The organism is Variovorax sp. PCZ-1, from assembly GCF_018413605.1.
Taxonomy (GTDB): Bacteria; Pseudomonadota; Gammaproteobacteria; order Burkholderiales; family Burkholderiaceae_C; genus JANMDU01.
The window spans coordinates 386,559-399,989 of record NZ_JAHCDN010000001.1; the positions used below are offsets into that span (position 1 = coordinate 386,559).

The 13,431-nt window shown below is 54.5% G+C and carries 16 protein-coding genes; 3 read left to right on the forward strand and 13 right to left on the reverse strand.

Annotation, left to right across the window (positions count from 1 at the left end; translation table 11 throughout):
- Nucleotides 1-26 precede the first annotated feature (26 nt).
- Nucleotides 27-923, forward strand: coding sequence for an alpha/beta fold hydrolase (locus KIH26_RS01955; RefSeq protein ID WP_213441912.1), 897 nt, complete (start codon nucleotides 27-29; stop codon nucleotides 921-923).
- Here KIH26_RS01955 and KIH26_RS01960 read toward each other — a convergent pair.
- The 4 genes from KIH26_RS01960 to KIH26_RS01975 all read right to left on the reverse strand — a co-directional run bounded on the left by KIH26_RS01960 (nucleotide 920) and on the right by KIH26_RS01975 (nucleotide 5,309).
- Nucleotides 920-1,777 (reverse strand): SirB1 family protein, encoded by an 858-nt coding sequence (locus tag KIH26_RS01960; RefSeq protein WP_213444600.1) that lies wholly within the window; start codon nucleotides 1,775-1,777, stop codon nucleotides 920-922. The two genes, KIH26_RS01955 and KIH26_RS01960, sit on opposite strands and share 4 nt — an antisense overlap.
- A gap of 136 nt (nucleotides 1,778-1,913) precedes the next feature.
- Nucleotides 1,914-3,086 (reverse strand): aminotransferase-like domain-containing protein, encoded by a 1,173-nt coding sequence (locus tag KIH26_RS01965; protein ID WP_213444602.1) that lies wholly within the window; start codon nucleotides 3,084-3,086, stop codon nucleotides 1,914-1,916.
- A gap of 116 nt (nucleotides 3,087-3,202) precedes the next feature.
- Nucleotides 3,203-4,270 (reverse strand): SEL1-like repeat protein, encoded by a 1,068-nt coding sequence (locus tag KIH26_RS01970; protein ID WP_213441914.1) that lies wholly within the window; start codon nucleotides 4,268-4,270, stop codon nucleotides 3,203-3,205.
- Nucleotides 4,271-4,301: 31 nt separating this feature from the next.
- A complete protein-coding gene (locus KIH26_RS01975; RefSeq protein ID WP_213441916.1) occupies nucleotides 4,302-5,309 on the reverse strand; it encodes a M48 family metallopeptidase in 1,008 nt (335 codons plus the stop codon).
- Between the two features lie 133 nt (nucleotides 5,310-5,442).
- On the opposite strand from KIH26_RS01975, the gene KIH26_RS01980 reads away from it, so the two are divergent.
- Complete coding sequence (locus KIH26_RS01980) at nucleotides 5,443-7,293, forward strand: DUF1631 family protein (protein ID WP_213441917.1); 1,851 nt, start codon at nucleotides 5,443-5,445, stop codon at nucleotides 7,291-7,293.
- Nucleotides 7,294-7,306: 13 nt separating this feature from the next.
- Here the strand turns inward: KIH26_RS01980 and KIH26_RS01985 are convergent, their stop codons facing one another.
- The 8 genes from KIH26_RS01985 to KIH26_RS02020 form a co-directional block, all read right to left on the reverse strand.
- Entirely contained in the window at nucleotides 7,307-8,665 is a 1,359-nt protein-coding gene (locus KIH26_RS01985; protein ID WP_213441919.1) for a TAXI family TRAP transporter solute-binding subunit, read from the reverse strand.
- A gap of 171 nt (nucleotides 8,666-8,836) precedes the next feature.
- Complete coding sequence (locus KIH26_RS01990; RefSeq protein WP_249660913.1) at nucleotides 8,837-9,253, reverse strand: hypothetical protein; 417 nt, start codon at nucleotides 9,251-9,253, stop codon at nucleotides 8,837-8,839.
- Nucleotides 9,250-9,609, reverse strand: a complete 360-nt coding sequence (locus KIH26_RS01995) for a heavy-metal-associated domain-containing protein (RefSeq protein ID WP_213441921.1) — start codon at nucleotides 9,607-9,609, stop codon at nucleotides 9,250-9,252. Before KIH26_RS01995 ends, KIH26_RS01990 begins: the two co-directional genes overlap by 4 nt.
- Nucleotides 9,610-9,633: 24 nt before the next feature.
- The gene (locus tag KIH26_RS02000) at nucleotides 9,634-10,335 is read right to left on the reverse strand and encodes a hypothetical protein (protein ID WP_213441923.1); all 702 of its coding nucleotides are present in this window, start codon (nucleotides 10,333-10,335) and stop codon (nucleotides 9,634-9,636) included.
- Complete coding sequence (locus KIH26_RS02005) at nucleotides 10,332-10,670, reverse strand: copper-binding protein (RefSeq protein WP_213441925.1); 339 nt, start codon at nucleotides 10,668-10,670, stop codon at nucleotides 10,332-10,334. Before KIH26_RS02005 ends, KIH26_RS02000 begins: the two co-directional genes overlap by 4 nt.
- 79 nt (nucleotides 10,671-10,749) lie before the next feature.
- Nucleotides 10,750-11,142: a hypothetical protein gene (locus KIH26_RS02010; protein ID WP_213441927.1), complete on the reverse strand. Its 393-nt coding sequence runs from the start codon at nucleotides 11,140-11,142 to the stop codon at nucleotides 10,750-10,752.
- A gap of 41 nt (nucleotides 11,143-11,183) precedes the next feature.
- Nucleotides 11,184-11,978, reverse strand: a complete 795-nt coding sequence (locus tag KIH26_RS02015; protein WP_213441929.1) for a heavy-metal-associated domain-containing protein — start codon at nucleotides 11,976-11,978, stop codon at nucleotides 11,184-11,186.
- Nucleotides 11,975-12,592 carry a cation efflux transmembrane domain-containing protein gene (locus KIH26_RS02020; RefSeq protein ID WP_213441931.1) on the reverse strand — a complete coding sequence of 206 codons (618 nt, stop codon included), beginning with the start codon at nucleotides 12,590-12,592 and terminating at the stop codon, nucleotides 11,975-11,977. The genes KIH26_RS02015 and KIH26_RS02020 overlap by 4 nt, the downstream gene beginning before the upstream one ends.
- 65 nt (nucleotides 12,593-12,657) lie before the next feature.
- Between KIH26_RS02020 and KIH26_RS02025 the strand changes: the two genes are divergently transcribed.
- Nucleotides 12,658-13,140, forward strand: coding sequence for a MerR family transcriptional regulator (locus tag KIH26_RS02025; RefSeq protein WP_213444606.1), 483 nt, complete (start codon nucleotides 12,658-12,660; stop codon nucleotides 13,138-13,140).
- Here the strand turns inward: KIH26_RS02025 and KIH26_RS02030 are convergent.
- The gene (locus KIH26_RS02030) at nucleotides 13,128-13,430 is read right to left on the reverse strand and encodes a hypothetical protein (protein WP_213441933.1); all 303 of its coding nucleotides are present in this window, start codon (nucleotides 13,428-13,430) and stop codon (nucleotides 13,128-13,130) included. The two genes, KIH26_RS02025 and KIH26_RS02030, sit on opposite strands and share 13 nt — an antisense overlap.
- Between the last annotated feature and the right edge of the window lies 1 nt (nucleotide 13,431).

Sequence of the window (13,431 nt, forward strand, 5' to 3'; positions counted from 1 at the left end):
AGGGTGCTCCTAATTTCATAGTCATCATGATCACAACCTACCTATTGAATCTTCCTCACGGCATCACGCTCTCTTGCCGCTCTGCTGGAGAAAAGGGCAAGCCTGTGCTCGTTTTTCTGCATGGCTTTCCTGAAGCGGCTTTTGTGTGGGACGCGACGCTTGAGCATTTTGCAGCGCAGGGCTATCGCTGTATTGCGCCGAATCTGCGTGGTTTTGAAAAATCCTCCTCGCCCACCGATGTGGCGCAATACCGCGCTAAGCACTTGGTGCAAGACATTGCGGCTTTGATCGGCATCGAGTCGCCGAATCAGCCGCTTGCAGCATTGGTTGCGCACGACTGGGGCGGCGCTGTGGCTTGGAATTTAACCAATCAAATGCCGCAGCTGATGCGCAAACTCTGCATCATCAATTCGCCGCATCCAGGCACATTCTTGCGGGATTTGAAGAACGATGCAAATCAGCAAGCGGCAAGCAGCTACATGAATTTTTTGTGCAGGCCAGATGCTGAAAGCTTGTTGGCAGAAGACGATTTCCGCCGTCTGTTTGAATTCTTCAGTCGCTTGGGCGCGGTGGATGGCAAATACGCTTGGCTGGATGAGGCGACGAAGGCGCAGTATCGCGATGTGTGGAGCCAAGGCTTAACCGGAGGCTGCAACTACTACCGCGCCTCGCCGCTCAAGCCGCCGCTGGATGAAAAAAGCGCGATTCACGGCATTGACATTCCGCACGAAGCGCTCACAGTGAAAATTCCCACCCAAGTGATCTGGGGTATGCAAGATATCGCTCTTCCGCCACGCTTAATGGATGGTCTAGAAGCCTATATTCCCGATCTCAAAATCCATCGCGTGCAAGATGCCACACACTGGATCATTCACGAGCAAGCAGCGCTTGTTCACCGCTTGCTCGGTGAGTTCCTGACTTAAGTTTGCCGCAAACCAGCGACGAGTTCTGCAATTGCATCGATATCCAGAGCGTCTTCGGCTTTGGACAAATACAACTCAAGGTCTGGAATCGCAGCACTGCTGCCGCCTACTTTCTCTTCCATCTCAGCTAGGGCAAGGCCGCGGTCACGGTATTCGCTCCATGCCTCAGGCAGCAGGGTGATGAGGCGGTTTTGCACGGCGATGAATCTGGGCCAGTCTTCCTGGGTTTTGTGGATTTCTTTGAGATTGCGCAGCATGCGCGCCAAGATGTCGCGCGGTTTGGCGGATTGCAGATAGAGGCCGAGGGGGACATCGAAATCATCCACAAGTCCGCTACGGCGTTTGTAGGGCTCTAGGCGCTCGGAGAGCTCTTCTCGGGACAGGCTTTGGCCAGTCAGGGGATCAATCACCACTTGGCCACGCGGCATGGTGACTTTGATCATAAAGTGGCCGGGGAAACTCACGCCGCGAGCGTTGAGGCCAACGGCATGCGCGATTTCTAGCCAGATGACAGCGAGGCTGATGGGGATGCCTCGGCGTGTGCGCAACACGGCATTGAGATACGAGTTATCGGTCTCGTAATAATTATTCGCATTGCCTGCGAAGCTCATGTCCCGGTAGAAGAATTGCTGAAGTGAGCGCAGCCTTTGCAGTGCGGCGGCGTCTTGAGGAATGCGGCGCTTCAGGCGCGCAACCAGTTGATCTACATCACCGAGCACTTGCTGCACATCGAGCTCGGGGTATTCGTCTTGCGCGATGCTGGCGGCGGCCTCTAGCAGCGGGAAAGCATCGTCATCGGCCACAAGGGTGGCGAAATACTCCAGCGGCGTGGGCGGGTGGATATTGAGTTGCACGGGAATAATGGTGACAGAAAAATGGTCGCTTGTGAAGCCTGTGGGATTCAATACCGTTCGCCTTGAGCTTGGTCGAAGGGCTTGTGAGGCTTTGACCAAACTCAGGACAGGCCAAGCTCAGCCCGAACGAAAGGGTTCAAGCTTTCAAGCGCGCCACGCCTTCTTCAATTTTCTCAATACTGGAAGTAGCGAAGCTAAAACGCAGCGTGGCGTGATCTGGGTTGACCGCATAAAACGGCGTGCCAGGAATGAAGGCCACGCCGCGCTCAATGGCTTGCTTGGCGAATTCGCGCGCATCAGAGCCAGGTGCTGTGAGTCGCGCCCAAACGAACATGCCGCCTTGTGGGGCTGCGAAATCGATGCCATCTCCGAGTACCTTTTTCAGATGGGAACACAAGGCTTGCGCACGCTCGGCGTACGCGGGGCGCACCTTGGCGAGCACACCAGCCATGCGGTTCATCTTGAGATATTCGCAGGCGGTGGCTTGCGCGAGATTGCTGGTGTGCGCATCAGAGAATTGCTTGCACATCACGGCCTTTTGCAAGAGCGATGGATGCGCGATGAGCCAGCCCACGCGCAGGCCGGGAGACATGACTTTGGAGAGAGAGCCGCAATAAGCCAGCCAATCACGGCTGCCGGGGATGCCCTCTGAGAGCTCTAGCATGGAAGGCGGCGGCGGCGCGTTGAAATACAGCTCGCCATACGGATCGTCCTCAATCACCAGGACTTTGTGTTGCAGTGCCAATTCCAGCACACGCTTCCTGCGCTCCAAGCTCAGCATCGCGCCGCTTGGGTTACCGAAATTGGGGATGAGGTAAATCAACTTAGGTTTGTGTTCGATAATGAGCTTTTCTAGTTCATCAACTTTCACGCCATCTGCATCAATTGGCGCGCCAATCAGATTTGCGCCATACAAGCGAAAGCACTGAATCGTGGCGAGAAAGGTGGGTGCTTCCACGATCACTTTATCGCCGGGGGAAATCATCGTCTTGCCGATCAGATCAAGCGCTTGCTGGCTGCCGGTGGTGGTGATCAAGCCTGAGCGCTCCACCTTCGCGCCTTTGCCTGCCATGTAGCGCGCGATCTCATCGCGCAGCGGATCGTGGCCTTCTGTTGCGCCATATTGCAGTACGGCGCCGGGGTTGTCTGCCAGTGCTTTCACACTCGCTTCGCGAATGCCCTCCACATCAAACAAATTCGCATCAGGAAAGCCACCGGCCAAGCTGATGATGCCGGGCTTGCCCAGCAGCTTGAAGATTTCACGGATGGCGGAGGTCTCAACGTTTTGCAGGCGGGTGGCGAAGGGCAGCATGTGTGTTCTCAGTGAGTGGTGAAAGCAATTTTATGAGGAAGTGTTTATGGTAAAAATGGCAAATCGCCGGCATGTATTTTGCGCGGAGTGCTATTGATTTGATAGTAAATTGATCATGGTGCGAGACTCGATTTACAAGTCTTGCTCTCAAGAGCGGCTTGCTGTACCGTAGCGTTCAATTTCGTCGTGGCCACAGGCGTCGTTTGCAGCCATTGGCAAGAGGCAGTTGCATCTTCTTTAGACCAAGTATCCAGTGTGAGATGTCGCGCCAAGATACCCGCCGCGCCGTTGTTGCCAGCTTGCGCCCCCATCAGCAATAAGCGGGCAGCCTTGGAGATGTCTTTGTCGACCGTCCAGCCATTGATGTAGGCTGCGCCCAACATGCCCTGAATGTTGGCACGCCCGGCGCGCACGCCTTCTTCGCTAATACGACCTGAGCGGTACAGAATCGTAGGTGGCTCACCTTTGGCAGTTGCAAAATCTTCCATGGTTTTGAGCATGTCTTGATGCCACTTGATTTGCGCTGCTGCCGCGGCCTCTTGCTGGGGCTGCGGCACGTGTTTGAGCACCCATTGCTGCGTCAACTCATTCACTGTGATGAACGGCGAGACGCCCACCTTGATGTCGTTGCTGTACCAAGTCTTGAGCAAAAATTCATCCATGGGCTTCAGGCTGCTTTGATTGCCTTCAAAGTAACTGAGTACCGTGTCGCCCTGCGGATGACCGGGAAAGCCGAAGGCATGCATCAGCTCATGCAGGACGCAGCGGTAGGCGTATTGCTCGCTCAGGGAGAGCTTTTGTTTGGTGTAGAGCCAATTTGCCCAAGATGGAGATGCATGGCATATGGCTTGGCGAAGCTCATCGTCTTTGTAGTGGCGGATTGTGATTTCAATCTGCACTTCTGAGTTGCCTTCTTCCACTTCAATGGCTTTCCAATCCAGCACTTTGGTGATGAGGTTAACAGCCTCACGGGCGCGATTGGCGTTTGACGAACTTGCAGATTTGTTGATACTGAATTTGATGCTTTTGCTCTCAGACGGCCAGCGCACAGCACCCATAGGAATCCCGCTTTGTTGCCAGCGCGATTCCCAAATCACATTAAATGCCTTGTTCCATTCGCTCTCTTGCGCCCACACAGTGGTCGCAAGCACGCTACACACAAAAACCAGAGCTTTGATCATTGTTTTCCTCCCTAGAAAATCACTCATGCACCTACCATTTTGGAATCGCTTCGTCCTTGAGCATGCCTTTGCGCTGTGCGTAATCGGGCATGATGGATTCGACCGTGCTCCAAAAGCGGGGGCTGTGATCCATCACACGCAGGTGCGAGAGCTCATGCACGACGACGTAATCGATCACATTTTGGCGGAAGTGGATGAGCCGCCAATTCAGGCGGATCGCGCCATCGCTGCCAGCGCTGCCCCAGCGACTGCTGGCGTTGGATAAGGATAGCTTCGTCCAGCGCACGTTAAGCTGTGGCGCGAAATGATTGAGCCGCTCTTCAAACACGCGCTTGGCTTGGCGCATGAGCCAGGCTTGCACTGAGTCGCGGATGCGCTCTGGCGCAGCATCGTGCGGTAGGCCGACGTGTAGCGTCAGGCGGGGCACGCCCGCAAGCGCGCTGGCATCGCTTTGAAGTTGCGCCATGCCTTGGGCAGCAGTGGATGAGCCTGTAGCTTGGCGTGGGTCGATCACGATGATCACGCTCTCCCCCAAAAATGGGATGACAGCGCCTTCTTTCCATTCAATTTGAGACTGGGCTTGCTTTTGCTGGCGCTCTTGCGCTTCTGCGAGTTTGTTCACGATCCACGCAGATTTTTCTTGCAAGGCTTTATCGACCTCATACAGCGGTACCCAACGCGGGGCGCTGACCACGAGGCCATCGACACCTACCATGAAGCCAATGGTTTTACGTTTGGCTCGGCGCAACTCGTAGGCCACGATGCATTCGCCACCACCTTGTCCGATGCGTTTACCGGCGCGGGCTTGCAGGCGGGCTTCGCGGTTGGCGCGGGGATGCGCGAAATGGGTGGGTCTTAAAACCGATGTCAAGGGCTCAGAGGGCACCAGAGGTATGGATGCGATCAACTCAGCACTTGCTATGAGTTCAGTAGCATTCTGCGCAGATTCTTTGCCGGCAATCTCTCGATTTACCTCTTTTTTTGAAGGCAAAGCCACCTCGGTGAATAAATCCAAGGTGAGTTGAAGAAAGCTGCGCATAGGTACAGTGTAAAGCGTTTCCCCAAGGTTTGCGGCCTGCAAACAACGTTCAGCGCACTATGCACACCCTTTGGCATTGACAGCGGTCTGCTGCCGGGGCAAAGGCCGTGTTTGCAGCAATAATGGCGACTGCATGGATACACCTTTTCCCAATATTTCAACCGAAGAATTTGATGCGCTCGTGGCGCAGCAAAATCAAGCGCCAGCGCAGACAGGATCTGCTGGTATGCAGACTTCGGGCGTGCTCGGCCCGTCTGACAACCTGCGCCAAGCCATGGCTTGGAGCTTGGAGCTTGCGCCGCAGGTGATGACGAATATGGTGAGCCGCGCGCTGCAAAGCTTGGATCGCAAGTTGGTCAGTCTAGCCGGTGCAGCGCCGGCGCAGATGTTGGAGCAAGCCGCTGTAGCGATGGAAGAGCAGCGCATGGGCTGGGCCAAGCAATACACGCCGCTCTTGCGTATGGCCATGGCCTATCCAGCGCCCGCCAAAATGGCTGCGATCTTGGCGCAGGTGGATTTACGCATTTGCGCGCAAGAGGCCGCGCAGCTGGATGCTTTGGTGCAGGCTCAGGGCAGCCGCCGTAGCAATCCGCTTAGCGCCCAAGCCTACGTGCAGGCTCTGCTGGAGTTGATCAACCGCAGCCCCGCATCGCCCGAACTGCGCAAGATTTGGGCAGACCATTTGCTACCCGCGCTCAGCTCGCAATTGGCTTGGGTGTATCTGCAATTGCAAGCCGTGCTGCGCGATCCTGCTAGCCGCGAAACCAGTGCGATCTCTCAAACCGATGGGTTCAACGAGCAGGCAGCGATTGCTTTCGGTTTTGCAGAGACGAAAGACGATTCACCGGCTGGCCATGAAGACGCCGGCCTCGATACCCAAACTCAACAGCTTGCTGAGCAAGCCCGGCGCACTGTTCTGCGCTTACAAAAGCATTTGGGTATGTCTGCAGAAGACGGCGATGCTTTAGCGCAAGCGCTCAGCGGCAATCCCATGGATGCGCTGCTGCACGATTTGGATCTTTCCGAGCAACTGATGGCGAAGATTCGCGAGCGCGGTCTTCCGATGCCTTCCATGGATGAGAGCTTGGATCATTTGCATGCCGCAACGCAGCTGAACACTTTAACTGTGCCCGTTGAAGAAAAAGCACCAGTGCCGGAGGTCAGTGAAGAAAAGATTGCCGAGCTACTCAAGAGCTACAGAAACACCACCTCGCCCAGCTTGCAGCGCGTTCCTGTGCCACTGCAAGAGGCTCTGGAAGATTTGAAGCTGCCTTTGCTCTCGCTCGCCCATCAAGAGCCTGCGCTGCTGACCGATGATCAGCATCCTGCACAAAAATTCCTGGGACTGGTCACGCAGCGCAGCCTGCGCTATTCCAGCGAAATGGCCGAAGGCTTTGTGGCCTTCATGACCCCCGTAGACAAACTGATCACAGCGATTTCAGTGATGCCCCAGCCCAGTAGCCGCGTATTTGAGCAGGCAGGTACCAGCCTCTCCACGGTTTGGCAGCGGCAAGATGATGCTGTAGCGCTTGAAGAATCTCGTAAAGCCCTAGAGCAAGCGCAAATGCAAGAGGCCAAGCAATTGGCGGGGCGCTTGGGTTTTCAGCTCGTGGGACGCAAAGACGCGGGTGATGCACCACCGATGATCAAGCAATTTCTCATGGGGCCTTGGGCGCAGGTGCTGGCTAGGGCGCAATTGTTTCCCCTGCAGGCAGGTGATACCGAGCGCTACACGCAAGTATTGGCTGCTTTGCTTTGGAGCGTGTCTGTGCGCCGCGCCGCGCCGCGCAAAAATGAGCATGCAACGCTTATCGCCAAACTCATACCGCAACTCAAAGCTGGTTTGCAAAGCATCAATATGCCAGATCTACAAGCCGATCCTTTGCTCTCAGACATCAAAAAGCTGCAAGAGGCCGTGCAGGCCAGCGTGGTAGCGCCTGATGCAGATACTTCCATCAGCGACCCCGCTCCGCTCTTGGCCTAACTGATGCGCTGAATCAGCGCATCAGTTTTTTGCGCACCAAATGAATATTGCTGCGCAGGGCGTAGAGCTCGTCTGCATGCGAGAGCGGAATCTTGATTTTCTCTACCATGCCATCCAGCGCGTTGATCTCATCAATCAAGCTCGCACGTACTTGCGGATCAGGCGAATCGCGGTCTTCAATGTTGCGCAGTTGCGCATACCATTTGAAAATCCGTGAGCGTACGCGGAAGGTGTAGAGCGGTGGCAGGATGCGCGAGAGCGGCAGCAGTACCACGATGATCACCGAAAGCGCCACCCACATGCGTTCCACCAAATTCGCAAACCAAAAGGGCAGATAGCGCTGCAAGAGCGGAGGGCCATTTTTCAAATAGCGATCGGCTTCTTGCGCCATAGGCAATTCATCGCGCTGGGCATTGGGGTATTGCTTGGATTTGGCAAACCAACCAGGTACGCCATGGATTTGGTGAGCGGCACTGGTAAAAAGCTGCAGGAGCGCAGGGTGCGTCGTGTTGCGGGTGATGAGCGAAGCTGTTGGGCCGACCAAGCGCACGTCTTGTTTGGGGTTATCTAAAGCCAGATCGACCACACCACGCGGTAGCACAGCGGGTGAGAGAAAATTGAATCGGCGAGAGTAGGCTTCGCTCTGCTGCAAATCCATGAGCTTGATGCCGGGTGTTTGCAGCAGCATTTGCACCATCAGGGATTCGGGCGCGGAGGCGAACACCAGTGCGTCAATTTCGCCGCCCAGCAGCGCCATCGCGGCGGGGGTTTGATCGAGCGTGGAGAGCTTGATCTCCTTGAGTTCGACGCGGTTGCTCTCCAGCAAGCGTGTCATGAGCTTGGGCACGCCCGATCCTTCTGTGCCGACATTGAGCTTCCAGCCGGGGAGTTGGGTGATGGCGCTGAGCGTCGGCGTTGCAGCAGGGGCTGCTGTCTTCGCTTTGCTCACGGGTGCGGCCAGCAACTTGGCGGCTGATTCTTCGCGGTAAAACAACCAGATCGGCTCCATAAACAGGCTGCCCAAGGTTTCTAGATTGTCTTGATCGGTCTCCGTCAACTCGTTTGTGCCGCCTTGCACAAAACCAACATCGACCAAGCCATCGCGCAGCAGTTTCAAATTGGCAGAAGAGCCCTCGGTCTGCACGGTCTTCACGGTGATGCCATTAGCCTTGAGGTAAGCCACATATTTTTTGCCCAACTCGTCATACGCGCTTTGCGCGGGGCCTGTGGCAAGAGTCACGGTCTTCGGTGGATTCGGATTGAGCCACCAATACGCCATGCCCAGCAGTACGATGCCCAAAACGATGAAAGGTCCAAACGAAACAAACAAGTCACGAATGGAAATCAGGGTGTAGCGAATGGTCTTGGTCATGGCGCTACTTTAACTGCCTTTGATTGTGGTGAGTAGGCGAGGGCAGAAGAAGAAAAAAATACCGGACGCAAAGGGCGCAAAAGTTGCGCAAAATTCGCAAAAAAGAAAACTGCATTTTGGTTTTTTTTGCGTCTTTTGCGCAACTTTTGCGTATTTTGCGTCCGGTATTTTCTATGTCAGCAGAGGCAACACAAAAGCAAAAAATCCGCCCACAAGATAAATCCCCACACTCACCCAATACACGCGCAGTGACACTTTGCGTGTGCGCAGGCAGGCATCGCGCAGGGCCGGATCAATCGGGCAGGGGGCGTTGCGATTCACCCATTGCAGGCCGCCACTGGCTGCCAACATCAAGCCGGCAAAGATGAAGAGGCTGACTTTGTGCTCAGAGAGCCAGACGATTTGTGGGAAAGCACCCACCAATCCCGACAGCGCTGCACCCGCGCCCAGCGCGACCAGGAGTGCAGGCAGGGCGCAGCAGATCAGGGTAGAGCTGCTGGCAAACAGGCTCAGCACGGAAGTCAACAAACTGCTGCGGGTCTGCTGTGTGCCGTCTCCAGCTTGGCTTATGGCATCAGACGCGCTCATTTCTTGCCTGTGAGTTCAGCTTTGATGGCAGAGACTGTGGTGTTAGCCACTGTCTCCGTTTTCACCACATCGTAGCCCGCATCAACGATACCGGCTTTGATTTTCGCCATATCCAGCTTCTGGCCATCTTTAGGCTCTACCGCGACGATTTTTTTATCAAGATTCACATACACCGCCTTGGTTTGCGGCATTTTGGAGATCGTCTTTTCAATGCCTTGCGCACAGAAAGAGCAAACCATGCCGTTGACGGTGACTTTCGCCACATCCGCAGCATTTGCAGATGAAAAAAGCACACTCGCCGGCAAGAATGCTGCGCTAAGTGCTATGGATTTGAGAGTATTGAGAGATGTGTTCATGGTGAACTCCTAGATAGATAAATTTTAAAACGTGTAGCGAAAATTAACTTTGAGACCTTGGCTTTTGCCCTTTTGATAAGGGGCTCCCGCTTCGATGAACAAAGTCTTGTGGATCAGGCGGAAGTAAGGCGTGATTTCAGTGGCATCTTTCAAATCACCGCCTTTGCGCGATGCTTCCAGAACAACCCAAGGCTGCCATTCGTCGTATTCCGTGGCATAAAACGAGAAGCCACCTGCGAGGCTGTAGCGTGTGTAGTCAAAAGCCTTGGCGTAGCTGCCGTGCCATTTGAGGGCAGTGTAGATACGGCGGGTTTCATAGTCCAGCTGCAGGCCGGGTTGAAGCACAGTTTGTGAGTTGTTAAAGAAATTTCCCTTCGCCTGGCCGATTCCCATTTGCAGATAAATATTGGCCTGTGCTTCGGGAAAATTCCAGCGGCCAATGCGATGGCTGATATGGGTATCGACCATCTCAACGCGCCGCTTTTGCATCGTCGCTTTGTCTTCGTATTTCAGGCCCACACCACCTACCCCCACCGAGGTATGCGGCGTGAAGGTGTAGATCAGATTGACCTCGGAATAATCCTTGCCCAGCTCACCCATCGTCATCCAACTGTCTTTGAAGCCCACAGGCAAGGCTTGAGCCAGAGTTTGAAGCAAAATAAGCAATACGCCGGCACAGATATTGCGCAAGGCGCTACTGTATTGATAGCGTTTGATGTGGTTCATGGCATCGCTCGCATTTGTGTGATGAAGAGATCGCCATCGTCCATGCGCACTGCAAACTGCACTTTCTCGCCGACCTTTCGGCCATCAAGCAGTGCCTTGTCTTTTACTTTGAAAGGCATGGTCATCGCATCCATCTTGATGCTGGCAATTCGCTCGTGTTTGAGCGTGATGCGCGAGCGCGGGGCATCGAGCTTGGTGATTTCGCCGTTGACCCACTCGATTGCGGTTGGCGCTACCGCAGCGGGAGTTGCAGGTTTGGCGGCGTTGGTTTGTGCGAAAGCGCTACTGATGGCAAGCAGGGCGAGTGCTAAACCGCGCAAAAAAAGTGAAGACATAAAACATCCTTAGAAGAGCTAAAAACCGTTCACACGAGCGGTGAACGCCTAAAAATGGACGCACTTGCGCCCTGTGCTCTCAAAGAATGGGTGGTTTGCGGATGTGCTGCTGTTCAGCGCTGTGCCACGTGCTTTCCCAGGCGGCTTGCACATCGCGCAATGGCTGAGCATTCAAGCTCATAAAAGCGCTGGGCAAAGACGCAGACAGATGACAGACTTGGCAGGTGTTGCAGGCATGCGATGAGGCGTCTGCAGACGTATCATTGACCGCTTCGTGGCAGGGCATCGAAGCGGCTTTTTCATGCGGAAAATGGCTGTTCGCCGGCATAGAATCTGCGCTAGCAGCTATCGATTCAATAGCATTTTGGGTTTTATGCAGCATGCCCGATGTCATCTCGTAAGCCATGGCATCGCCCACCAAACCGCGAAAGGCGGTAAGGACGATCAGCAGGCTAAAAAAGATGCGGCGCATACTGGAATGATAACTCTGACGGGCTTAAAGTTCCATCAATATCAGCTTTGTGTGATCAGCATGGCAGCGGCCATCACGACCATGCCCACATCTTCCACGATAGTGACTGTGCTCATGGGCAGTTTGAAGATTGTTCCTAGGCAGGCACATTGGATGGTTTGTTTGCTTGTTACTGCACGGATCACGCCAATCGCAGAGAAGCCCATGATGATGAGTGTTGCCCAGTTTGTGAATTGGGGTGAAAAGTTGGCGAGATAAGCTAAACCAAGAGTCAGTTCCACGAACGGATAAAGATAGCCCCAACCCTGCCAGCGCGCAGCCAGCAGATCGTAGCCCGCATAGGCTTTGGCAAAGGCGGCAATATCGAGCAGTTTGAAGAAGGAAAACGTGAGGAAAAACCCCGCCATGAAGTAGCGCATGGTCTCGTGCACGCTGATGCTCGCCGCAGTGCTCATGCCGTGGCCGGTGTGTTGGCCGATTTGAATGAGCAGACTGCCTGCCAAGATGTAGGCAATGATCAAGAGCAGTGGGCGGTAGGTTTGCAAGAAACTTGTTTGTTGCTCAGTTACTATACTTTTAGTAGCGCTTTGCGCAGATTCTATGACGCCAATATGCTGTTTTTGATCTAAATTCTCATCAAAAAGCAGCTCGTATTTGCCAGATGAGCGCACGGCAGCTTGAAGCTGCGGCAGCGGCGCATGCGCATCCGTGAGCACGGCCTGCATCGGCGAGAGCGTCACCTGCACTTCACGCGCATGGACACTCAGCGCCTGCGAGACGCGGCGCACGCAGGCTTGACAGTGCAAGCCGGTAAGGAGGTATGTTGTGACGCTCATGTTGTGCCTCTGAGTTCCTTGCGAGCAGATTTGAAGACGGTGAATGCTGAGCTCATTGCCAGTAAGCCCATGATGATGGCGACTATGACATCTGGCCAAGCGCTGGCTGTGCCGAATACGCCGAAGGCGGCTAGGATCACGGCGATATTCGAGAGTGCATCGTTACGTGAGCAGAGCCAAACGGACTGCATATTGGCATCGCCATTGCGGTAAGCGTAGAGCATTGCGGCCACCCCAACATTCACAAAAAGCGCTATGAAGCCGACCACACCCATCGTGATGGCTTCTGGAGGCACGCCTGCTCTGGCAGACCATGCCGCCTTGCCTAAAACGAAGAGCCCAAAGCCCAGCATGCACGCGGCTTTGAAAAGAGCTGCCTTTGCGCGCACGGCCAAGGCCATGGAGAGCACCGCAAGCGATACCGCATAGTTCGCCGCATCACCAAAAAAGTCAATCGCATCGGCCAGCAGCGAAACTGAGCCCGAAGCAATGCCTGCAGCGAGTTCAACACCAAACATCAGTGCGTTGAGAATGAGCGCGATCCAGAGAACGCGGCGATAGCGCGGGTCAGCGTTATCGCTGGGAGCGGCGTGGGAATGGCAGTGTGCGGACATATTTGAGGAGATTTTTTGAGAGAATGCCTGAATTAGAAACCTTCAAGTCACTTCAAGGTCAAGCCATGCCTGTGATTCAACCCCAAAACTCATCTGGTTATTTGATAGGCCAAGCCGCCAAGCTTAGCGGCGTGAGCAGCGCCAATATTCGCTTTTATCAAAAAGAAAAGCTCATTCGCCGGCAAGAAATCAGCGCAAACAGCTATTCTTTTTATAGCGATGAAGATGTCCACCAGCTGCGCTTCATTCGTCAGCTGCGCAGCTTGGACATGACGCTGGATGAGGTGCGCACCCTGCTTGGCTTGGATTTGCGCAAGAAGCGAGATTGCCAAACGGCGCGTGAAACGCTGGATGATCATATTGGCCATGTGCGCGACCGCTTGAAGGAGCTCAAAGCGCTGGAGAAGAATTTGATGGATTTACGCAGCCGCTGTGATGGCGATGATGATCATTGCCACTTGATTGAGGCGCTGCATGCGCAGGCAGATTCGTCAATGACTTCGCCAGTGGCTGCGCGCAAGGCGGGCAAACGGCATCAAGCGCTTTGAGAGGTAGAAGTATTTAGCGTGGCTTGCGCCTTGTTGACCCAAACTGCCAAGCTATCGAGCAAATCACGTTGGCTGAAAGAGCAGCTCTCCTCAGTGAAGAGCGCACCGGATTCGAGGCGATCCAGGATATCGTTCAAGACAAGGCTGTATTTCTCAGGCAGAGCAGTCAGCAGGGCTTGGCTTACGCGCGCTGTGTGCACGAGATCAGCTGTGCGCAGTTGATCGGCTTGTACTTGTAGGAGTTGCTCACTGAGAGTCTTCAGTTCTTGAGCAGCGGATAAATTACTCATC